Consider the following 21773-nt stretch of genomic DNA (forward strand, 5'->3'; position numbering starts at 1 on the left):
ATCCCTCCAGGCTGCGCCGCTTGTTGCGTAGTCAACGGAAAATTCAACGCCACTACTTCATCTTGCAGACCGCACCGACATATTCCCGTCTTGCCGGACTTTTCCACGACCGACCACCCGAAAATTCGGACCCACGCTACTGACCCAGCGCGTTCTGCATGGCCCCGGCCAGCACGTTGACCGCAGGTCCCGCGTTGCCAGATTGGCAGACCTTGGCCTGCAACAACACGTTTTCGCGCAGCCTGGTTTGATCGAAGCACCGACGGTCGGTGCCCGCCTCCTGCTTCGTCCAGTTCGCGTCCGCGCCCGTCGCCGGGCCGCCGTCGAACGACCAAACCTGCGTGCTCCCGTTGTCCAAGTGCATCGCGGTCGTCTGGCCCGAGCAGCCGACGGTCCGGTCCACCACGCGATGGAAGGCCCGCGCCGCGGCGTCGCTGCTGGCGAATACGCCGACGGCCTGCTTGACCAAGTGGGTCTGATCGCTGGCCGACGTCTGGGTGGTCGCCCCGTTGAACGACGCCAGATCCGGGTCGTCGAAGACCTCGGGCAGCCCGATGTCGGCCCAGTTGTTGCACACCGCAACGTCGACCGAATAGCCCTGGAACGGCTGCGTGAACACCGACTCCCAGCCCATCGGCCCGCCGACGATGTTGCCGACCGATCCCTTCGCAAGGACCGCGTAGTTCACCACCCCGGGCTCCGACGGGTGCGCGACCGCCGCGGGGACACCCAACGCTCCCCCGACCGCCACCCCGATGGTCATCACCGCCGCGCGGATGCGCATGGTCATGGGTTTCGATCATGCCAGGGCGGCCGCCGGCCTCCAACGTCGAGTTGTGGGGCGAAATTGCGCCAAAACCGCCCAACAACTCGACGTTGGGCCAGGCCATTCAGCTATCAGCGCAACAACTTTCGCTAGGCGGCTACGGGCGCGGATTGCCCGGCGTGTTCGGTGCCGGCGCCGGAGCGCTGGGCGTCGGTGTCTGGCTGGGGCCCCCGGGACCGCCCGGACCGAAGCCCGGCGGCGGACCCCACGGGCCGCCCATGCCCGGACCCCACGGCCCGCCGTACTGCCACGGTCCGCCACCCGGTCCGCCGGGGCCGCCGGGACCGTAGGGGCCGTACATCATGCCGTGATGGTGCTTGTAGTAGTGCCAGTGGTGGCCGATTCCCACGACCATGGCACCGGCGAAAAAGACGGTCGAAAGGATGAAGACGATCCCGGCGACGATCACCACCCACGCGGCGGCGACATATACCCGGGGAGGCTTGACCGGCGCGTACGCAGGCGGGGCCGCGGCGACGGGCGTCGGTTGCGTTGACGGTTCGGGTGTTTGGGTCATGCCTTGAATACTGCCCCCGTCGCCGACCGCGAGAACAGGTCCGAGACACAAATGTTGCTGTGAATCGAGCGGCCCGGCGCTCATGTGAGCGCCGGGCCAGCGGATGTGGGTTTAACGACCCGCGGGACTACGGGGTCCGCGAGGGTGCGACCGACGACGGAATCTGGCTGGGTCCCGGGGCGCCGGGGGTCGCCGAAGCGGGTCCGCCGCCCTGAATCGCCGCCGGTGGTCCGGCCGGTCCACCGGGTCCGCCCGGGCCGCCGGGGCCGAAGCGGTGTGGATGCATGAACGCCGCGTGGTGCTTGTGGTGGTGCATGCCGCCGTGGCCGTGTCCAAGCGCCATCCCGGTGAAGAAGATCACCGAGATGATGAACACGACTCCGGCGACGATGGCGACCCATGCCGCGGCGAGGAAGACCCGAGGGGTCCGGTAGAGCGCCGGCGCTGCCGCCGGCGCGGGTTCAGTTGCGGTAGCGGTCCGCACGGTTGGGGTGTCAGATGTTTCACTCATGAGACAAATGATGCGTGCGTTAAGAGTAGTTGTGGCTATGCGTTGGTTAAGTAGCAGCTATGAGCTGAAACCCCGCCTCACCTGGCAAAATCGCGGCGCCGCTACCCTAACCGACCTCGGCGCGGCGCCGATTCGGGTCGTTGAACGCCGGTACCGACTCGGGCAACATCATGGCGGCCGCGCTGCTGGCGTGGGCCGTTCTGGCTCCACCGGCCTTCCCGTGGCTGGGCGTCATGCTCGAACAACGCAAGCGGCGATGACGGGGCGCGAAACCGCCTCTGATTAGGGCTTGAACGGGTTGACCGCGAACTGGATCACCCGGTACGGGGCGCGCGCACGGGCGCGGGTGTCCCATTGGCTGACAAAGATGCGCAGCTCATCGAGTGTGGACCCGGGCGAGATGTACCCGCCGTACGGCTGCGCGAGCCGGTTGTCGTAGACGGGCGGCAGGCTTTCGGCCGGATCGGGCCACTCGTCGTGCTGCACCACCGTCGTCACGGGCGCGCCGCCCAGCGACGTCGGGTCGTCGGCCACCCGGACCTCCATGTTGCCGGTGCTGGCGTTGAAGTAGGACAGCACCGCCTTGCCGTCGATCTGCCTGATGGACATCTCGCCCACCTGATCGGGCCACAGGGGTGTCGGCGGCCTGCCCCAGCCGCCGTCGGGCCCGGACGCCCAGCCCTGCCACCGGGATCGGTCGATGAATGTCTGCGGCGTCGCCCGGTACAGCAGCACGGGATCTCGCCGCGTGAAGCTGTTCGCGACGATGTACACCCAGCCGCCCGGCGAGTCCGGGGTGGGGATCGGGTCGTAGTAGCCGCTGATCTGCGACTGTCGCCCACCCTGATAGGAGCCGTCGCGGCGGGTCCCGGCGACGGTCTGCCAGCTGCCGCGCGCGGGTTCGGCCATCACCAACCGGGAGCTTTGCGGCTCAAGGTTTTTCGTCGTCGTGACCATCAGGTAGTTGCGCCGGTTGACCTGCACCACGCCGGCCGGCAGCTGAGAATCCCCGGGCGGCGTGGGGTCGGCCAGCAGCGGCTTCCCGATTCCGGTGACCCCGGTGTAGCGCACCCCGGCGGGGTCGTCGACCGACGCGGCGTCGACGTGCAGCGCGATCGGCGAGTACCAGCCGCCGAACCCGACGCCCTGGCCGGCGAAGCTGTCGCCGCAGACCTGCAACAGCTCGGTGGGGAACTCGACGAACTCACACAGGTCCGTCGCACCGATGCCGTAGTCACCCGTCGGGGTTCCGGTGCCGGCCGTCGGTCCGATGCGCACCACTTGGCCCGGCGCCAGCGGCTGCAGGACGGGCTCCGGCGCCGGCGCCGGCGGGTCGGCGGACGCATGCCAAACAGGCTGGGGCGCAACCAAACACAAAATACTTAGCAGGGCGACCCGGGCCGAGCTCACCCGGGAACTATAGTTCCGCGGCCAGCAGCTCGGCGATCTGGATGGTGTTCAGCGCGGCCCCCTTGCGCAGGTTGTCCCCCGACACGAACAGCGCCAGGCCACGCCCGTCGGGGACGCCCGGGTCGGTGCGGATCCGGCCGACCAGCGATTCGTCGACACCGGCAGCGGCCAGCGGCGTCGGCACCTCGACCACCTTGACGCCCGGGGCACCGTCGAGCAGCTCGCGGGCGCGCTCGGGCGAGAGCGGCCGGGCGAATTCGGCGTTGATCGACAGCGAGTGCCCGGTGAACACCGGAACCCGCACGCAGGTGCCGCTGACCAACAGGTCGGGGATGCCGAGGATCTTGCGGCTCTCGAAGCGCAGCTTCGCGTCCTCGTCGGTCTCGCCGGAACCGTCGTCCAACAGCGATCCCGCGAGCGGCAGCACGTTGAACGCGATCGGCGCGACATACGTCTTTGGCGCCGGGAAGTCGAGTGCGCCGCCGTCGTACACCAGCTCCTCGGCGCCGTCGATGACGGCGCGCGCCTGGGTCGCCAATTCCTCGACGCCGGCCAAGCCGCTGCCCGAGACCGCCTGATAGGTCGAGGTCACCATGCGCACCAGTTGCGCCTCGTCGTGCAGCACCTTGAGCACCGGCATCGCGGCCATCGTGGTGCAGTTCGGGTTGGCGATGATGCCCTTCGGTCGGCGGTGCGCGTCGCGCGTGAAGTTGACCTCGGACACCACCAACGGCACGTCGGGATCCTTGCGCCAGGCCGACGAGTTGTCGATCACCGTGACCCCGGCCGCGGCGAACCGCGGCGCCTGCACCAGCGACATCGTCTTGCCGGCCGAGAAAAGCGCGATGTCCAGCCCGGACGGGTCCGCCGTCGCGGCGTCTTCGACCTCGATCTCCTGGCCGCGGAACTCCAACTTGCGGCCCTGCGAGCGCGCGGACGCGAAGAACCGCACGGTGCTCGCCGGGAAGTCGCGCTCGTCGAGCAGCCGGCGCATCACCTGGCCCACCTGACCGGTGGCCCCCACTACCCCGATGGCAACCATCTACCTACCCGTCCCCGCATATACCGTCGCCGACTCGTCGCCGCCGAGATCGAACGCCTCGTGCAACGCCACGACGGCCTTGTCTAGTTCGGTGTCGCGGCACAGCACCGAGATCCGGATCTCGGAGGTGGAGATCAACTCGATGTTGACGCCGACGGCGGCCAGCGCCTCGCAGAAGGTCGCGGTGACGCCCGGGTGGCTGCGCATCCCCGCCCCGATCAGCGACACCTTGCCGATGTGGTCGTCGTAGAGCAGCTGGGTGAAGCCGATCTCGTCTTGCAGCGCGGCCAGCTTCTCCACCGCGGTCGGTCCGCTGTCGCGCGAGCAGGTGAAGGTGATGTCGGTCTTGCCGTCTTCGACCTTGGACACGTTCTGCAGCACCATGTCGATGTTCACGTCGGCGTCGGCGACGGCGCGGAAAACCCGCGCGGCATAGCCGGGTATGTCGGGTAGCCCGACGATGGTCACCTTGGCCTCGCTGCGGTCGTGCGCGACGCCGGTCAGGATGGGGTCTTCCATGGCAATGTCCTTGATCGATCCGGTAACAACGGTGCCCGGCCTGTCCGAGTACGACGAGCGGACGTGCACCGGAATGTCGTAGCGGCGAGCGTATTCCACGCAGCGCAGCATCAGCACCTTGGCGCCGCAGGCCGCCATCTCGAGCATCTCCTCGAACGTCACACTGTCCAGCCTGCGGGCGTTGTGCACGATCCTCGGGTCCGCGCTGAAGATGCCGTCCACGTCGGTGTAGATCTCGCAGACGTCGGCGCCGAGGGCGGCGGCCAGGGCGATCGCGGTGGTGTCCGAACCCCCGCGGCCGAGCGTGGTGACGTCGCGGGTGTCCTGGCTGACCCCCTGGAAGCCGGCGACCAAGACGATGCGGCCTTCGTCGAGCGCGGTCCGCAGCCGCCCCGGGGTCACCTCGATGATCTTCGCGTTGCCGTGCGTGCCGGTGGTGATCACGCCGGCCTGCGAACCGGTGAACGAGCGGGCCTGCGCGCCGAGCGATTCGATCGCCATGGCCACCAACGCGTTGGAGATGCGTTCACCGGCGGTCAGCAGCATGTCGAGCTCCCGCGGCGGCGGGGCCGGGCAGACCTGCTGGGCCAGGTCCAGCAGGTCGTCGGTGGTGTCGCCCATCGCGGAAACCACCACCACGACGTCGTTGCCCTGCTTCTTGGTCGCGACGATGCGCTCCGCGACGCGGCGGATCCGGTCGGCGTCCGCCACCGACGATCCGCCGTATTTCTGCACGACGAGCGCCACTGTTGTTCTTTCGGTCCTCGGGGTATAGGTCCACAACAGAATACGTGTGACGCCGAATCGTTTTTTGTGGCCGCCGACCGCCCGCTCAGTTCATGTTGGCGATGACGGCCCACGTCGCGATGGCCGACCCGACCGAGGTCCAGTAGCCGTAGCGCTGGTAGATCTGATTGGCCCAGCGCGCCTGGGCGCGCAGGTCGCCGATGTCCGAGGAGACCTGCGGGTCGCTGGCGTTGCGGATCGAACACCACGCCGGCGGGTCCGCCAGGCCGGAAAGGGCCAGCGGCAACGTCGCGTCGTCCATCTCTTCGGTTCGCGCGTCCGGGTAGTTGCGGACGATGCCGTACGAGTCGTCGGTGTTGGCGAAGCCGAAGTAGTCGACGGTTTCCACACCGCCCACCGCCGCGCCGAAGGTCAGCGCCGGCGGGCGGGTGGCCTGCGGCTGCAGCCGCCCGGCGTTGGGCGCCACCAGCGTGTCGAAGGCGGCCGCGTGTCCGCCGCCCTGCACCGGCGAGCCCGTGAACAACTGCTGGGCCCACGGCTTGCTCTTGAAGTCCTTGGTGCAGTTGAACTTCGCGTTGGTGACGACGAAGACGTCGCCGAGCTGGGTGGCCGTCCCGATGCCGCCGGCGGTCCCGGTGGTGATGACCAGCTTGGGCTTGGCCTCGCTCACCATTCGCCGCCACAGCGCCACCAGCGGCGCCGAGACGCTGTCGGTGGCCAGGTGCAGCTCCGACTTCACCGCCAGCACCTCGACATGGCCGATCCCGACTCGGGCCACATAGGCCAGGCAGCCGGCATCGCGAGCCGGCGAGCGCCAGGTGAGCTGGGGCTCGAAGCTCGGCCACCCGTGGGCGTAGGGCTTCCAGCTGCGGCTGGGCATGCCCGGGGTGAGCACGTCGGCGAGGGCCTGGGCCTCCGCCACCGTCCAGGTCACCACCAGGACGTCGCAGGACGGCAGCGGCTGGTTCGCGGCCCGGTCGTACGGGGTCGCGATGGGCCCCAGCCCGTCCGGCCACGGGATCGGGTCGGGCGCCTCGTGGGGTGCCTCGTACGTGATGCGCTCGAGAAGCAGATCGTTGTTGAGCTGCGCGATCGACATGGCCATGGTTCCCTTCCAGGTGCCGTGGGGCGCTACGACGAGACCATCTGGATCGCCCAGAAATCGCTCGCCAGCTTCACGTGGCTGATCGGCGAAGCATCCGAGCTGACCTTCGACCCGGTCAGGTACTCGTACGGCATGTAGAAGTAGCCGTGGTCGCCCCACGAGGGGCCCCACGAGTTGCGAATAATCAAGCGGCTCTTGGGATCCGAGTAGCCGACCGCGAGAACGGCGTGGCCGCCGACGACCGGGTCACCTTGTTTGGGCATCGGCATCACGCCCGTCTCGGCGACGGCCTGCGATTCGAAACTCTGGTGCACGGTGAACCCGAACACGACCGCCAGATTCGAGGCGATCGCATCCTTGAGGTCCCCCAGCGTGTGGATCGCCTCGTACTGCACGGCCTTGTCCTTCTGCGCGGCGACATAGCAGCGCCGCGGCGGCTTGACCGTGAACACCCCGATGTCGTACGGCCACAGCGTCTCCGGGCAGACGCCCTCGCGGTTGACCACCTTGATGCCGTCCCTGATCACCGCGCCCGCGTCGCTGGCCACCGTGCCCTCGAGGGCGCGTTCGTTGTAGTAGATGAACAACCGCGAAGGGATGAAATCGGGCAAACCCTGCCGGTCCCGCTCGTACTCCATCGCGGCGGCGATGGCATTTCCGGTGCACGACCCGAGCTGGCCCTGGTCGTAGACCTGCGGCATCGACGGACGCAGGTCGTACTCGGGCGGCGGCGCGGCCTTGAGCCGGGCCGTGTAGAGCATGTCGCGGGCATCCGGGAGCTGTGGACGCCACCCGAATCCGCGAACATGGCTCCAGTCCTGTTCTCGCCCATTGCTTTTGACATGCCGTGGCTCTTGCAGAGTGGTCATCGGATCCTCCTGAGGTGGGGTGGTAGCTGAGACCGTAGGCGCGGGGATCCGGGGAAGGGATGCGTAGTGCGCTACCCCATTCCTGCCCGAGGGTCAGGTCGCCGGCGAAAACATAGGTCCTGGGGCAACGCACCCACGCCCATCACACCCCCGGCCGAGACCTGGGGCGAGCTGGCGTTGCGCAGGCTCGAGACCGGCACCTGGATCCTGGGCGGCTTCCTGTCATCCGGCTACGCGCTGGGGTACCGGACGATCGACCCCCCGACCGCCAACCTTTACGAGGCCGAGGTCCAAACGCCCGTGGTCGGGACGAGCTGGGATGCCCAGGACCTTCCGAACAATCGGGTCGCCCAGCTGTACGGCGGATACATCCTTCCGTTCTCGCGGCTGGACGTTCAGGGCGGTGTCGGGCTGGTGGTGTCCCAGTGGGACACCGCGACGGGCTGGCCGTACCGGACGATGCAGTTCCGGGTGACGCTCAAGGACACCAGCACTGGTTTTGGCGCCCGGCCTCGGCGCGGTAGAGTGCACAACGTGCAGCGGGTGCTCCTCCTCGGACGCCGCGACGGGGTCTGATCAAGACCGGCTTCCCGTCGCGGGAGTTCGCGATGCGCCGGTCTGAGGTTCCTTCTCATCCCCCGGAGCAATTATCGTGACCCATCCAGATTCGCCCGACGCCTACAAGTCGGCGCGCACCATCGTCAAACCCGCGGGCCCGCCCGGGCCCGAACAACCCGCGTGGAATCCCCAGCGCGGTTCGTCGATGCCGATCAACCGGTACCGTCCCTTCGCCGAGGAAGTCGAGCCCGTCCGCGTGGCCGACCGCACCTGGCCGGACCGGGTCACCACCCGGGCCCCGCTCTGGTGCGCCGTGGATCTGCGCGACGGCAACCAGGCGCTGATCGACCCGATGAGCCCGGCCCGCAAGCGCCGCATGTTCGACCTGCTGGTGCGGATGGGCTACAAGGAGATCGAGGTCGGATTCCCGTCGGCCAGCCAGACCGACTTCGACTTCGTCCGCGAGATCATCACCGACGGCGCCATCCCCGACGACGTCACGATCCAGGTGCTGACCCAGTGCCGCCCGGAGCTGATCGAGCGCACCTTCCAGGCGTGTGAGGGCGCGCCGCGGGCGATCGTGCACTTCTACAACTCGACGTCGATCCTGCAGCGCCGCGTGGTGTTTCGCGCCGACCGGGCCGCCGTGCAGGCCATCGCGACCGACGGCGCGCGCAAGTGCGTCGAGGAGGCCGCCAAGCACCCGGGCACGCAGTGGCGCTTCGAGTACTCACCGGAGTCCTACACCGGCACCGAGCTGGAGTACGCCAGGCAGGTGTGCGACGCCGTCGGCGAGATCATTGCTCCGACGCCGGACAACCCGATCATCTTCAACCTGCCCGCCACCGTGGAGATGGCCACGCCGAACGTCTACGCCGACTCGATCGAGTGGATGAGCCGCAACCTGGCCAACCGGGAGTCGGTGATCCTGAGCCTGCATCCGCACAACGACCGCGGAACCGCCGTCGCCGCAGCCGAATTGGGCTATCAGGCGGGCGCGGACCGGATCGAGGGCTGCCTGTTCGGCAACGGGGAGCGCACCGGCAACGTGTGCCTGGTGACGCTGGGGCTCAACCTCTTCTCCCGCGGCGTGGACCCGCAGATCGACTTCTCGAACATCGACGAGATCCGTCGCACCGTCGAGTACTGCAACCAGCTGCCCGTGCCCGAGCGTCACCCCTACGGCGGTGACCTCGTCTACACCGCGTTCTCCGGCAGCCACCAGGACGCCATCAACAAGGGCCTCGACCAGATGAAGATCGACGCGGACGAAGCGGATTCCGACGTCGAGGACATGCTCTGGCAGGTTCCGTATCTGCCGATCGACCCCAAGGACGTCGGACGCACCTACGAGGCGGTGATCCGGGTCAACTCGCAGTCCGGCAAGGGCGGGGTGGCCTACATCATGAAGGCCGACCACGGCCTGGCGCTGCCGCGCCGGCTGCAGATCGAGTTCTCGCAGGTGATCCAGAAGATCACCGACGGGGAGGGTGGCGAGGTCTCGCCGAAGGAGATGTGGGACGCGTTCTCCGAGGAGTACCTGGCCCCGATCTGGCCGCTGGAGCGGATCAAGCAGCGGGTCGACGCCTCGGAGGAAGACGGCGGCAGCACCACGATCACCACCACCGTCAAGGTCAACGGGGAGGAGACCGAGATCGTCGGCGTCGGCAACGGGCCGCTCGCGGCCTTCGTGCACGCGCTGGGAAGCGTCGGGTTCGACGTCGCCGTGCTGGACTACTCCGAGCACGCGATGAGCTCCGGGGACGACGCGCAGGCCGCCGCGTATGTGGAGGCTTCGGTGGACGGCAGGACCGTGTGGGGCGTAGGGATCGCGCCGTCGATCACGACCGCGTCGCTGCGGGCGGTGGTGTCGGCGGTGAACCGGGCGTCGCGGGCCTAGTGCCGATCGCAAGCGCGGCGCTGGCGCCGGGCGCCGCGGGTCGGCACCATTGGGCCTAGGCGTCGAAGAACGCGCGCAGCAGGCGGTCGACCAACCCCGCCGGGTTGTCGTCGCCCGGGATCGTGAGGTTGCTGAACACGTAGCCGTTGAGCAGCCGGCTCAGCTCCTCCATCTGCCACGGCTCCGGGGTGAAGCCCGCCGCCTCGAAGATGAGGGTCGCGGACTTCACCGCGGCGGCCTGCAGGTCCTTGAGGAACGGCCGCAGCTCCGGGCGGCGCGTGCCCTCCATGAACAGCTCGAACCGGGCCAGCGTGTAGCGGCGGACCTGCTCGTCGGGGTCGGACAGCATCCGCGTCAGCAGCGCCTTGATGCCGTCGCGGGTGAGCGAGCCGACTGCGGCCTGTAAGGCCTCGACGCGCTGCCAGTGCAGGTCCACGGTGCGCGCCGCGGTGGCTTCGAGCAGCGCCTGGCGCGTGCGGAAGTAATTCGACGTGGTGCCCGCGGGCAGGCCCGCGCGCTCGTCGACCTGGCGATGCGTCAGACCCCCCACGCCGGTGTCGGCGAGGATGCCGATGGCGGCGTCGAGGAGCTGCGCGCGGCGTTCGGGGTTGGGCGGCATCAGTCTTTGTAGCGCAGCCGCCAGAACATCGTCAGGAAGGCGGGGTAGACCACGATCAGCAACAGGTAGCTGAACCACATCCCAAACCACATGTAGAGCGAAAGATCCTCGGTCACGTACGAGCAATAGATATGCAGTGGCACGCTGCCGGCGATGTACACGAGCGACGCGATGAAGAACGCCCGATGCGGCTTGTTGGCGAACCGCACGCGACGCCACACCAGGATGCCGGTGACGGCCGCATACGTCATCGGGACGAGCAGGATCCGGTCGGTCGTCAGGGTCAGCGCGTATTTCAAGGTGAGGTCGTCGCCGAAGATCACCCGGTAGAGGTGGATGAGCACACCGAGCGAGATGGTCAGCATGGCCGCCGGGCGGAAGAAGTACCCGTGCCGGCGGTACGCCGCCCACCAGGACCTTCGCTGTACTACATCCGTAGTGGTTGCCATGCCGCATGACGGTACTACTACGGGTGTAGTGATGCAAGGGGTTCGCTCAGAACAGCGCAAGCTGCGGGTGCGCCGTGTTGACGTCGGTGAATTCCTCCATGCTGGTGCCGCCGGCGACCGCGCCTACACAATCCATGAACTGCGCGTCGGACACCACCGGCACCCCGAGCTGTCGGGCGTGATAGCCCTTGCCCTGCTCGGGCGCGGCGTCGTTGCAGACCACCAGCGAGGTCTCGCCGTCCACGACGTCGCTGTAGGCCAGCCCGGCGTGCAGGATCCGCTCGACCAGCTCCTCGTGAGTGCGGGCCACCTCGGCGGCCAGCGCCACCCGCATGCCCTGGACCAGCGGCCGGCCGCGGACGTACGGCCCCGGGTTGAGATAGGGGCACGGCATTCGGGAGGCCAGCACCTTGAGCGGGCGCAGCTCGTCGTGGGTGACCCGCCCGTTGGGCCATTGGCGCCGGGTCACCGGGCGCACCGGCAGCCAGACGTCACGTTCGCGCGCCCGCTCGAGCGCCGACTCCAGCACGCCGGTCAGCACCATTGCGTCGTCGAAGGCGTCGTGCGGCCGCTCCTGGATCACGCCCCAGTGCGCCGCGAGCGTCTCCAGCCGCAGATTGTCGACCCCGAGGTCCAGCCGGCGCGCCAGCTCGACCGTGCACATGACGTGGTCGATGGGCAGCTCCGCCTCGGCGAGCTCGGCCTCGGCCGCCAGGAACGAGTAGTCGAAGGCGACGTTGTGCGCCACCAGCGTGCGGCCCCGCAGCACCTCGACAAGGTCGCCGACGATGTCGCCGAACTGCGGCTGGTCCTCCAGCATTGCGGGGGTGAGGCCGTGGACGTGGGTGGGGCCGGGGTCCACCCCGGGATTGAGCAGGCTGACCACGGATTGCTCGACCCGGCCGTGCGCGTCGAGGCCGAGCGCGGCGATGCTGATGATCCGCGCCTGACCCGGCCGAAACCCCGAGGTCTCGACGTCGATAACTGCCCAACCCCCGACCGGCTCGCTGGCCGGCCGCCCCCAGGACACCCGGTTCATGAACGACAGGATGACACGGCGGACCGACATCACCTGGTTGCTCAGGCCCCGTGTCGCAAACGCCCTTAAACTCTGCCGGGTGATCACCACCCGTGCGCGCCTGGCCCTCGCCGCGGGAGCGAGCGCGCGGTGGGCATCGCGGGTCACCGGGCGTGGGGCCGGGGCCATGATCGGCGGCCTGGTCGCGATGACGCTGGACCGCTCGGTGCTGCGCCAGCTGGGTGCCGGGCGGCGCACCGTCATCGTCACCGGCACCAACGGCAAGTCGACCACCACACGGATGACGGCGGCCGCGCTCGCGACCCTGGGCCCGGTGGCCACCAACGCCGAGGGCGCCAACATGGACGCCGGCCTGGTGGCCGCGCTGGCCGCCGACCGCGAGGCCGGGCTGGCCGCCCTGGAGGTCGACGAGATGCACGTGCCGCACGTCGCCGATGCGGTGGAACCCAGCGTCATCGTGCTGCTCAACCTGTCGCGCGACCAGCTGGACCGGGTCGGCGAGATCAACGTGATCGAACGCACGCTGCGGGCCGGCCTGGCCCGGCACCCGAACGCGCTCGTGGTCGCCAACTGCGACGACGTGCTGATGACCTCCGCGGCCTACGACAGCCCCAACGTGGTGTGGGTGGCCGCGGGCGGGGCGTGGGCGAACGACTCCGTCAGCTGCCCGCGCAGCGGCGAGGTCATCGTCCGGGACAAGGGGCACTGGTACTCCACCGGCGCCGACTTCAAGCGGCCCAGCCCGCAATGGTGGTTCGACGACGACACGTTGCACGGTCCCGACGGCCTGGCCGTGCCCATGCGGTTGGCACTGCCGGGCGCGGTCAACCGCGGCAACGCCGCCCAGGCCGTCGCCGCCGCCGTCGCGCTGGGCGCCGACCCCGCGCGGGCGGTGGCGGCCGTCTCTCAGGTCGACGAGGTCGCGGGACGCTACCGCAGCGTCCGCGTCGGCGAGCACGAAGCGCGGATCCTGCTGGCCAAGAATCCCGCCGGCTGGCAGGAGGCGCTGTCGATGGTGGACAAACACGCGGCCGGGGTGGTGATCGCGGTCAACGGGCAGGTGCCCGACGGCGAGGACCTGTCCTGGCTGTGGGACGTGCGGTTCGAGCACTTCGAAAACACACCGGTCGTCGCGGCCGGCGAACGCGGCACCGACCTGGCGGTGCGCCTCGGGTACGCGGGCGTCAAGCACACGCTCGTGCACGACACCATGGCGGCCATCGCCTCGTGCCCGCCCGGGCGCGTCGAAGTCGTCGCCAACTACACCGCCTTCCTGCAGCTGCAACGAGCATTGGCGCGCCATGCCTGACTCGACCGTGCGGATCGGGCTGGTGCTGCCCGACGTGATGGGCACCTACGGCGACGGCGGCAACGCCCTGGTGCTGCGCCAACGCCTGCGGCTGCGGGGTATGGCCGCCGAGATCATCGAGATCACGCTGGCCGATCCGGTGCCCGAGTCGCTGGACCTGTACACGCTCGGCGGCGCCGAGGACTACGCGCAGAGGCTGGCGACCAAGCACCTGATCAAGCACCCGGGTCTGCAGCGCGCGGCGGACCGGGGCGCTCCGGTGCTGGCGATCTGCGCGGCCATCCAGGTGCTCGGGCACTGGTACGAGACGTCGGCCGGGGAACGGGTTGACGGCGTGGGCATGCTGGACCTGACCACCTCGCCGCAAGACAAGCGCACCATCGGCGAGCTGGTGAGCGAGCCGTTGCCGGCCGGGTTGACCCAACCGCTCACCGGCTTCGAAAACCACCGCGGCGGAACGGTTTTGGGGCCCGCGGCGTCACCGTTGGGCGCGGTGGTCAAGGGCGCGGGCAACCGGGCGGGCGACGGCGTTGACGGCGCGGTGCAGGGCAGCGTGGTCGCGACCTATATGCACGGGCCGTGCCTGGCCCGCAACCCGGAGCTGGCCGACCTGTTGCTGGGCAAGGTGGTGGGCGAGCTGCCGCCGCTGCAGCTGCCCGAGGTTGATCTGCTGCGCCGCGAGCGGCTGCGCGCCTGAGGCCCTTTGCTTCGCGGTTTATGTCTCGCGGGGCGCCGCCGCTTGCGCGCCAAGAATCCTTCAAGGATCCGTCTAGGGCCGCCACCCAGCCTTTTCTCGAAGCCCTACCGAGAAAAGGAACCCCATGCGCAACACGAGAGCCAGGGTCGCCGGCGCCGCGCGCATCGTCGGCCTCGCGGCCCTGCTGAGCGCGGCCGCCGGCTCGATGATCGCGTTCGCGGGGACGGCCGACGCGGCCCCCGCCCCGCGCCACGAGGGGATGCACGGCGACCCGGCCGCCGCCGCGCCGTACTGGCGCTACCAGCAGCAGGACCTCGATTGCGGCGAGATGGCGGTCGCCGACGTGGTCGGACAGATCACCGGCCGCGAGCCCTCCGAGGACGAGGTCACCGGCGCGGCCGGAAACATCCCGAGCGTGAGCCACCCCGGCCCCATCTACCAGCCCGGCGGCAAGACCAAGAACTCGGACCTGCCGGTGCTGCTGGCGCACTACGGCATCGCGGCCGACGCGGTGCACACCAACGTCGGCTCCCTCGAGCAGGATCTGGACCAGGGGCGCAGGGTGATCGTCGGGCTCAACGACAGGGTCATCTGGAACGACCCCGGCGACCGCAGCGTGGAAAACCACTTCGTCGTCGTCATCGGCATCGACACCCAGGCAAATCTGGTGCACCTCAACGACAGTGGCATCAGGGCCGGCCGCGACGAGCAGGTCTCCATCGCCACTTTCGAAGCCGCGTGGAACACCAGCGATAACTTCGCCGTCGTGACCAGGTGATCGTCAGACCATCGCCCGACGGCCGGTGAGCGCGCGGCCCAGGGTCAGCTCATCGGCGAACTCCAGGTCGCCGCCCATCGGCAGCCCCGACGCGATGCGCGTCACCGTCAGGCCGGGGATGTCGCGCAGCATCCGAACCAGGTAGGTGGCGGTCGCCTCGCCCTCGGTGTTGGGGTCAGTGGCGATGATCACCTCGGCGATGTCGACATCGTCGACGCGCTCACCGATGCGCGTCAGCAGCTCGCGGATGCGCAGCTGCTCCGGACCCACCCCGGACAACGGATCGAGCGCGCCGCCGAGCACGTGGTAGCGGCCGCGGAATTCACGAGTGCGCTCGACGGCCTGGATGTCCTTCGGTTCCTCGACGACGCACACCACAGACGCATCTCGACGGGTATCAGAACAAATTCTGCAGCGCTCGTCGTCGGAGACGTTGCCGCACACCGCGCAGAACCGCACGCCGTCGCGGACCTTCGCCAGCACCGCGGTCAGCCGGTCGATGTCGGGCGGCTCGACCGACAACAGGTAGAACGCGATGCGCTGCGCGCTCTTGGGCCCGATGCCCGGCAGCTTGCCCAGCTCGTCGATCAGGTCCTGGACGGGTCCCTCAAACATGTCGGTATGGCGTCACAGCCCCGGCAGCTGGGTGGGCGGCGCCGGCGGTTTGGCGGGGGCGACCATGCCGCCGGCCAGCGCGCCCAGCCGCTCCTGCGCCATCTTGGTGACCTGCGCCGAGGCGTGACCCATGGCGCCGACGATCAGGTCCTGCAGGGTCTCGATATCCGCGGGGTCGACGACCTTGGGGTCGATCTGCACGCCGACCACCTCGCCGCTGCCTTTGACGGTCACCTTGACCAGGCCGCCACCGGCCTCACCGTGCACCTCGGAGTTGGCGAGCTGTTGCTGGGCTTCCAATAGCTTTTGCTGCATCTGCTGCGCCTGGGCGAGCAGTTGCGACATGTCGCCTCCGGGTTGCATGACAATCCCCTCGCGTCTTGGTCTCGAGTTGGTTTCGCCTGCGGGTGTCGGGCGATTCGGAACACCCAGCGTAGACCGCGCGACGCTACCTTTGCGCGGTGGACCTACGACTGAGCAGGCGTGTCGGAATCAAATTGGCGGTCGGCGTGCTGGTTGCCGCCTCGACGGCGATCATGCCGACGGCGACCGCCGTACCGTCCAATATCGCCGGCATGGTCGTTTTCATCGACCCGGGCCACAACGGCTCGAACGACGCGTCGATCTCCCGCCAGGTGCCCACCGGACGCGGCGGCACGAAGGACTGCCAGGCCAGCGGGACGTCGACCAACAGCGGGTACGGGGAGCACACGTTCACCTGGGACACCGCGCTGCGAGTCCGCGCCGAGCTGAACGCCCTGGGCGTGCGCACCGCCCTGTCGCGCGGTGACGACACGGGGCTGGGTCCGTGCGTCGACGCGCGCGCAAACATGGCCAATTCGTTGCACCCCAACGCGATCCTGAGCATCCACGCCGACGGCGGCCCGCCATCCGGGCGGGGCTTTCACGTCAACTACTCGGCGCCGCCGCTGAACCCGGCGCAGGCCGGGCCGTCGGTGCAGTACGCCCGAATCATGCGCGACCAGTTGCAGGCCTCGGGCATTCCGCCGGCCAACTACATCGGCCAGGACGGTCTGTACGGGCGCTCGGACCTCGCCGGCCTGAACCTGGCGCAGTACCCGTCGATCCTCGTCGAATGCGGGAACATGAAGAACCCGGTGGATTCGGCGTTGATGGAGTCGGCCGACGGCCGGCAGAAATACGCCGACGCGCTGGTCCGCGGCGTCGCGGGCTTCCTGGCCACCCAGGGCCAGGCGCGCTAGCCTTCCAGTTCCTTCTTCAGGTTCGCCAACACCTCGGACTGAATCCTCTTCAGCCCCAACGGCGCAAAGGTTTTCTCGAAGAACCCCTTGACGCCGCCCGCGCCGTTCCAGGTGGTCTTCACCGTGACGCTGGACCCCGGTCCGGCCGGAGCCACCGTCCAGTTGATGACCATGGACGAGTTCGCATCCTTCTCGATGACGGTGTGGCCGGCGACGTCGACGTCGACCTGCACGTCGCGCACCCGCGACTTGGTGGCCTGCAGCTTCCACTTGGCGACGGTGCCGGCACCCTGGCCGCCCTGCACCACCTGGTACCCGCTGTACTGCGGGGACAGGATCTTTGGGCGCACCTTCTGGTAGTCCGCGACCGCGGCAAGGGTGGCCTCTGGCCCGACGTTGATCAAGATCGTACTGGCTGCGCTCACCTGGCCCATCAGGCCCGACTCCTCCGTTGATGCCGCCCGCGCGCGGGTGCACGGGCTGTTTTCGAAGACTAGGGTATATGTGGTGCCTGTCCCTGGATCTGCACTCTCGGCTCACGCAGCGGGCGTCGATCGGTTGATGGCGAGTTATCGATCCATCCCCGCAACGTCCGCCGTCCGGCTCGCCAAGCCCACCTCAAACTTGTTCCGCGCCCGCACCAAACGCGATAGCCGCGGCCTGGACACCTCCGGTTTGACCGGCGTTCTCTCGGTCGATCCCGAAACCCGGACGGCCGACGTCGCCGGCATGTGCACCTACGAGGATCTGGTGGCCGCGACCCTGCCGTATGGCCTTTCGCCACTGGTGGTTCCGCAATTGAAGACCATCACCCTCGGCGGCGCGGTCAGCGGCCTGGGCATCGAGTCGGCGTCGTTTCGCAACGGCCTGCCGCACGAATCGGTGCTGGAGATGGACATCCTCACCGGCGCCGGCGAATTGCTCACCGCGTCCCGCACCCAGCATCCCGACCTGTTCCGCGCCTTCCCGAATTCCTATGGCACACTGGGTTATTCGACTCGACTTCGGATCGAGCTGGAACCCGTCGCGCCGTTCGTGGCGCTACGGCACATCCGCTTCCGCTCGCTGCCCGACCTGGTCGCGGCGATGGAACGCATCGTCGATACCGGTGGGCAGGGCGGCACCCCGGTGGACTACCTGGACGGCGTGGTGTTCAGCGCCGACGAAAGTTACCTGTGCGTGGGCCGACGGACCGCCACGCCGGGTCCGGTCGGCGACTATACCGGGAAAAACATTTACTACCAATCGATTCGGCACGACGCGGCAGGGGTGGAAGCCACCAAGGACGATCGGCTGACGATCCACGACTACCTGTGGCGCTGGGACACCGACTGGTTCTGGTGCTCACGCGCGTTCGGCGCGCAGAACCCGCGGGTGCGGCGCTGGTGGCCGCGCCGGTACCGACGCAGCAGCTTCTACTGGAAGCTCGTCGCCCTGGACCAGCGTTTCGGCATCGCCGACCGGATCGAGCAACGCAACGGCCGTCCGCCGCGCGAACGCGTCGTGCAGGACGTCGAGGTTCCGGTCGAACGGACCTGCGGGTTCCTGGAGTGGTTCCTGGACAACGTGCCCATCACCCCGATCTGGCTGTGCCCGCTGCGGTTGCGCGACCACGAGGGCTGGCCGCTGTATCCGATGCGGCCGGACCACACATACGTCAACATAGGGTTCTGGTCCTCGGTGCCGGCCGGCCCCGGGGGAAGCTCGGCGGGGGTGACAAACCGTGCCATCGAGGCCAAGGTCAGCGAGCTCGACGGCCACAAGTCGCTGTACTCGGACTCCTTCTACACCCGCGAGGAGTTTGACGAACTCTACGGCGGGGAGACCTACAACACCGTGAAAAAGACCTACGATCCCGACTCGCGTCTTTTGGACCTGTACGCAAAGGCGGTGCAACGGCGATGACGACCACCAAAGAGCCCCACCACACCACGACCGGCAAGCTCAGCATGGCGGAGATCCTGGAGATCTTCGCCGCGACCGGGCGCCACCCACTGAAGTTCACCGCGTACGACGGCAGCACCGCCGGCAGCGAGGACGCCGAGCTGGGCCTGGACCTGTGTTCGCCGCGCGGCGCCACTTATCTGGCCACCGCCCCCGGCGAACTCGGCCTCGCCCGCGCCTACGTCTCGGGTGACCTGCAGACATACGGCGTGCATCCCGGCGATCCGTACCAGTTACTCAAGACGCTGACCGACCGCGTCGACTTCAAGCGGCCGTCCGCGCGGGTGCTCGCCAACGTCGTCCGCTCGCTGGGCTTCGAGCATTTGCTGCCCGTGGCCCCGCCGCCGGAGGAGGCGCCGCCGCGGTGGCGGCGGGTCGCCGCCGGCGTCATGCATAGCAAGACCCGGGACGCCGAGGCCATCCACCACCACTACGACGTCTCCAACACCTTCTACGAATGGGTGCTCGGCCCGTCGATGACCTACACATGTGCCGTCTATCCGCACGCCGACGCGACGCTGGAGGAGGCCCAGGACAACAAGTACCGCCTGATCTTCGAAAAGCTGCGGCTGCGGGAGGGCGACCGGCTACTCGACGTCGGTTGCGGCTGGGGCGGCATGGTGCGCTACGCGGCGCGCCGCGGTGTCCGTGCGATCGGCGCCACCCTGTCGGCCGAGCAGGCGAAGTGGGCGCGGCAGGCGATCGAGGACGAGGGCCTGGCGGACCTCGCCGAGGTGCGCCACTCCGACTACCGCGACGTCGGCGAGGACGCATTCGACGCCGTCTCATCCATCGGCCTGACCGAGCACATCGGTGTCAGGAACTACCCCGCGTACTTCGGCTTCTTGAAGTCCAAGCTGCGCACCGGTGGCCTGCTGCTCAATCACTGCATCACCCGACACGACAACAAGGCGACCTCCTTCGCCGGCGGGTTCACCGACCGTTACGTGTTCCCGGACGGCGAGCTGACCGGCTCGGGCCGCATCGTCACCGACATCCAGGACGCCGGTTTCGAGGTGTTGCACGAGGAGAACTTCCGGCATCACTACGCGATGACGCTGCGCGACTGGTGCCGCAACCTCGTCGACCACTGGGACGAAGGGGTTGCCGAGGTCGGGTTGGCGACGGCCAAGGTGTGGGGCCTGTACATGGCGGCCTCACGAGTTGCCTTCGAGCAGAACAACCTTCAGCTGCACCACGTGCTGGCGGCCAACGTCGACGCCCGCGGCGACGACGACCTGCCGCTGCGGCCGTGGTGGACGCCTTAGTTCCGGCCTAGGCGCCGTCGATCCGGCGCGCGCCGAGCTCGTTCTGCAGCAGCTCGAGCGCGGCCTCTTCCGGGTCGCGCCGCGGCCCCGCCTCGCTGCGGCCGGCCTCGGCGAGCATGTGCTCCTCTTCGTCTCGCTGGGCAGAATTCGCGTCGGCGGGCTCGTCCGGGGGCGCTTCCTGCCTGGGGGCGGGCGCGGTGGTCGGCCCGGGTTCGGCCGCACCGACCTCGCAGCGCACCCGCCAGCTCACCCCCAGCGCGTCCTTGAGCGCCTCGGCGATCACGTCGGCGTTGCGCTGTTCGGACAGTCGCTTGGCCAGCGGCGCAGACGCGTGGGTCAGCACCAGCGTGTTGTCCTCCAGCGCGCGGACGGTGGCGCCCGCCAGCATCACCTCGGTGGTGCGGGAACGCTGGCGCACCTTGTCGCGCACCGTCGGCCACATGGTCCGCACCGCCGACGCATTGAGTTCGCCCGGGGCAGCGGCGGATTCCGGCTCGGGCGCGGGCGGCGGAGCCGGCTCGGGAGTGGGCTCGGGTTTCGGCTCGGGTTTCGGCTCGGGTTTCGGCTCGGGTTTCGGCTGAGGCCTGGAAAAGGCCGCCCGCCGCGGCGGGGGGCTCGGCTCGGCGGTGGCCTCCGACGCCGGGATGGAGACGCTCAGCCGGGTCTCGATCCGCTCTACGCGCTGCAGCAGTGCCGACTCGGCGTCGCTGGCCGAGGGCAGCAGCAGCCGCGCGCAGATCACTTCGAGCAGCAGGCGCGGCGCCGTCGCCCCGCGCATCTCCCCCAGCCCGGCCTGCACGACCTCGGCGTAGCGGGTCAGCGTCGCGGGCCCTATTCGCACCGCCTGCTCGCGCATCCGGTCCAGCACGTCCTCGGGCGCATCCACCACGCCGCGGCTCACCGCATCCGGAACCGCTTGCAGCACAATGAGATCGCGGAAACGCTCCAACAGATCGGTGGCGAAGCGCCGCGGGTCATGCCCGGCGTCGATCACCGATTCGACCGCGCCGAACAACGCGGCGGCATCGGCGGCGGCCAGCGCGTCGACGGCGTCGTCGATCAGTGCGACGTCAGTGGCGCCCAGCAGGCCCAGCGCCCGTTGATAGGTCACGTGATTGCCCTCGGCCCCGGCCAGCAACTGATCCAACACCGAGAGCGTGTCGCGCGGCGAGCCGCCGCCGGCGCGGATCACCAGCGGATACACCGCGTCGTCGACGACGACGCCCTCCTGCTCGCAGATCCGCCCGACCAGCGCCCGCATGGTCTTCGGCGGCAGCAGCCGGAATGGGTAGTGGTGCGTGCGCGACCGGATCGTCGGCAGCACCTTCTCCGGCTCGGTGGTGGCGAAGATGAAGATGAGGTGCTCGGGCGGTTCCTCCACGATCTTGAGCAGCGCGTTGAACCCGGCGGTCGTCACCATGTGCGCCTCGTCGACGATGAACACCCGGTAGCGCGACTGGGCGGGGGCGTAGAACGCGCGGTCGCGCAGCTCACGGGTGTCGTCCACGCCACCGTGGCTGGCGGCGTCGAGCTCGACCACGTCGATGCTGCCCGGCGCGTTGGGCGCCAGCGCGACGCAGGACTCGCACACCCCGCACGGGGTGGCCGTCGGGCCCTGCGCGCAGTTCAACGACCGGGCCAGGATGCGCGCCGACGACGTCTTTCCGCAGCCGCGCGGCCCGGAGAACAAGTAGGCGTGGTTGATTCGGCCGGCTTCCAGGGCGATGGACAGCGGCTCGGTGACGTGCTCCTGCCCCACTACTTCGGCGAAGGTTGCCGGTCGGTATTTGCGGTAGAGGGCCACGGTCAGCAGGCTACCGGCGCGCGC

At 69.0% G+C, this 21773-nt stretch carries 23 protein-coding genes; 8 read left to right on the plus strand and 15 right to left on the minus strand.

All coding sequences use genetic code 11. The features are described 5' to 3' along the window. Positions 1–136: 136 nt before the first annotated feature. From AC5Y2S_RS03060 to AC5Y2S_RS03095, 8 genes are all read right to left on the minus strand, one after another. Positions 137–784 (minus strand): sensor domain-containing protein, encoded by a 648-nt coding sequence (locus tag AC5Y2S_RS03060; RefSeq protein WP_499954351.1) that lies wholly within the window; start codon positions 782–784, stop codon positions 137–139. Positions 785–923: 139 nt separating this feature from the next. Next, the gene (locus AC5Y2S_RS03065) at positions 924–1343 is read right to left on the minus strand and encodes a hypothetical protein (protein WP_499953703.1); all 420 of its coding nucleotides are present in this window, start codon (positions 1341–1343) and stop codon (positions 924–926) included. 127 nt (positions 1344–1470) lie between these two features. Further along, positions 1471–1854: a hypothetical protein gene (locus AC5Y2S_RS03070; RefSeq protein ID WP_499953704.1), complete on the minus strand. Its 384-nt coding sequence runs from the start codon at positions 1852–1854 to the stop codon at positions 1471–1473. 282 nt (positions 1855–2136) lie between these two features. Then, positions 2137–3234, minus strand: coding sequence for a DUF4185 domain-containing protein (locus AC5Y2S_RS03075; RefSeq protein WP_499954353.1), 1098 nt, complete (start codon positions 3232–3234; stop codon positions 2137–2139). A 37-nt stretch (positions 3235–3271) separates the two neighbouring features. After that, on the minus strand, positions 3272–4306 hold the full coding sequence (locus AC5Y2S_RS03080; RefSeq protein WP_499953705.1) for an aspartate-semialdehyde dehydrogenase: 1035 nt from the start codon (positions 4304–4306) through the stop codon (positions 3272–3274). After that, positions 4307–5572 (minus strand): aspartate kinase, encoded by a 1266-nt coding sequence (locus tag AC5Y2S_RS03085; RefSeq protein WP_499953706.1) that lies wholly within the window; start codon positions 5570–5572, stop codon positions 4307–4309. It abuts the gene before it with no gap. Positions 5573–5657: 85 nt separating this feature from the next. Further along, positions 5658–6671: a hypothetical protein gene (locus AC5Y2S_RS03090; RefSeq protein WP_499953708.1), complete on the minus strand. Its 1014-nt coding sequence runs from the start codon at positions 6669–6671 to the stop codon at positions 5658–5660. 32 nt (positions 6672–6703) lie between these two features. After that, positions 6704–7546 (minus strand): C1 family peptidase, encoded by an 843-nt coding sequence (locus tag AC5Y2S_RS03095; protein ID WP_499953709.1) that lies wholly within the window; start codon positions 7544–7546, stop codon positions 6704–6706. A gap of 66 nt (positions 7547–7612) precedes the next feature. Between AC5Y2S_RS03095 and AC5Y2S_RS03100 the strand changes: the two genes are divergently transcribed. Together AC5Y2S_RS03100 and leuA are read left to right on the plus strand one after the other, a co-directional pair. Further along, positions 7613–8122: a DUF4185 domain-containing protein gene (locus AC5Y2S_RS03100; protein ID WP_499953710.1), complete on the plus strand. Its 510-nt coding sequence runs from the start codon at positions 7613–7615 to the stop codon at positions 8120–8122. A 76-nt stretch (positions 8123–8198) separates the two neighbouring features. Next, positions 8199–10004, plus strand: a complete 1806-nt coding sequence (gene leuA / locus AC5Y2S_RS03105; RefSeq protein WP_499953712.1) for a 2-isopropylmalate synthase — start codon at positions 8199–8201, stop codon at positions 10002–10004. A gap of 55 nt (positions 10005–10059) precedes the next feature. Here leuA and AC5Y2S_RS03110 read toward each other — a convergent pair whose 3' ends face one another. Genes AC5Y2S_RS03110 through AC5Y2S_RS03120 form a run of 3 tightly spaced genes read right to left on the minus strand, consistent with a single transcriptional unit; the run spans position 10060 to position 12111 of the window. After that, a complete protein-coding gene (locus AC5Y2S_RS03110) occupies positions 10060–10623 on the minus strand; it encodes a TetR/AcrR family transcriptional regulator (protein WP_499953713.1) in 564 nt (187 codons plus the stop codon). Further along, entirely contained in the window at positions 10623–11072 is a 450-nt protein-coding gene (locus tag AC5Y2S_RS03115; protein WP_499953714.1) for a hypothetical protein, read from the minus strand. Before AC5Y2S_RS03115 ends, AC5Y2S_RS03110 begins: the two co-directional genes overlap by 1 nt. A gap of 46 nt (positions 11073–11118) precedes the next feature. Then, positions 11119–12111: a DEDDh family exonuclease gene (locus AC5Y2S_RS03120; RefSeq protein WP_499954355.1), complete on the minus strand. Its 993-nt coding sequence runs from the start codon at positions 12109–12111 to the stop codon at positions 11119–11121. A gap of 79 nt (positions 12112–12190) precedes the next feature. On the opposite strand from AC5Y2S_RS03120, the gene AC5Y2S_RS03125 reads away from it, so the two are divergent. The 3 genes from AC5Y2S_RS03125 to AC5Y2S_RS03135 all read left to right on the plus strand — a co-directional run bounded on the left by AC5Y2S_RS03125 (position 12191) and on the right by AC5Y2S_RS03135 (position 14895). Next, entirely contained in the window at positions 12191–13420 is a 1230-nt protein-coding gene (locus AC5Y2S_RS03125; RefSeq protein WP_499953715.1) for a MurT ligase domain-containing protein, read from the plus strand. Then, entirely contained in the window at positions 13413–14117 is a 705-nt protein-coding gene (locus tag AC5Y2S_RS03130; protein ID WP_499953717.1) for a type 1 glutamine amidotransferase, read from the plus strand. The genes AC5Y2S_RS03125 and AC5Y2S_RS03130 overlap by 8 nt, the downstream gene beginning before the upstream one ends. A 124-nt stretch (positions 14118–14241) precedes the next feature. After that, positions 14242–14895: a C39 family peptidase gene (locus AC5Y2S_RS03135; protein ID WP_499953718.1), complete on the plus strand. Its 654-nt coding sequence runs from the start codon at positions 14242–14244 to the stop codon at positions 14893–14895. Between the two features lie 3 nt (positions 14896–14898). Here AC5Y2S_RS03135 and recR read toward each other — a convergent pair whose 3' ends face one another. Beyond that, on the minus strand, positions 14899–15510 hold the full coding sequence (recR, locus tag AC5Y2S_RS03140) for a recombination mediator RecR (protein ID WP_499953719.1): 612 nt from the start codon (positions 15508–15510) through the stop codon (positions 14899–14901). 12 nt (positions 15511–15522) lie between these two features. Next, positions 15523–15873 carry a YbaB/EbfC family nucleoid-associated protein gene (locus AC5Y2S_RS03145; RefSeq protein ID WP_499953720.1) on the minus strand — a complete coding sequence of 117 codons (351 nt, stop codon included), beginning with the start codon at positions 15871–15873 and terminating at the stop codon, positions 15523–15525. Positions 15874–15971: 98 nt separating this feature from the next. Here AC5Y2S_RS03145 and AC5Y2S_RS03150 point away from each other — a divergent pair, with 98 nt between their 5' ends. After that, positions 15972–16733, plus strand: coding sequence for an Rv3717 family N-acetylmuramoyl-L-alanine amidase (locus AC5Y2S_RS03150; protein ID WP_499905150.1), 762 nt, complete (start codon positions 15972–15974; stop codon positions 16731–16733). On the opposite strand, the gene AC5Y2S_RS03155 is transcribed toward AC5Y2S_RS03150, so the two are convergent. Then, positions 16730–17167 (minus strand): SRPBCC family protein, encoded by a 438-nt coding sequence (locus AC5Y2S_RS03155; RefSeq protein WP_499953722.1) that lies wholly within the window; start codon positions 17165–17167, stop codon positions 16730–16732. The genes AC5Y2S_RS03150 and AC5Y2S_RS03155 overlap by 4 nt on opposite strands. A gap of 127 nt (positions 17168–17294) precedes the next feature. Here AC5Y2S_RS03155 and AC5Y2S_RS03160 point away from each other — a divergent pair, with 127 nt between their 5' ends. Together AC5Y2S_RS03160 and AC5Y2S_RS03165 are read left to right on the plus strand one after the other, a co-directional pair. Next, entirely contained in the window at positions 17295–18638 is a 1344-nt protein-coding gene (locus AC5Y2S_RS03160) for an FAD-binding oxidoreductase (RefSeq protein ID WP_499953723.1), read from the plus strand. After that, positions 18635–19945, plus strand: coding sequence for a class I SAM-dependent methyltransferase (locus tag AC5Y2S_RS03165; RefSeq protein ID WP_499953725.1), 1311 nt, complete (start codon positions 18635–18637; stop codon positions 19943–19945). The genes AC5Y2S_RS03160 and AC5Y2S_RS03165 overlap by 4 nt, the downstream gene beginning before the upstream one ends. 7 nt (positions 19946–19952) lie before the next feature. Here AC5Y2S_RS03165 and AC5Y2S_RS03170 read toward each other — a convergent pair whose 3' ends face one another. Continuing rightward, the gene (locus AC5Y2S_RS03170; RefSeq protein WP_499953726.1) at positions 19953–21749 is read right to left on the minus strand and encodes a DNA polymerase III subunits gamma/tau; all 1797 of its coding nucleotides are present in this window, start codon (positions 21747–21749) and stop codon (positions 19953–19955) included. Between the last annotated feature and the right edge of the window lie 24 nt (positions 21750–21773).

Source organism: Mycobacterium sp. NGS69 (assembly GCF_059812165.1).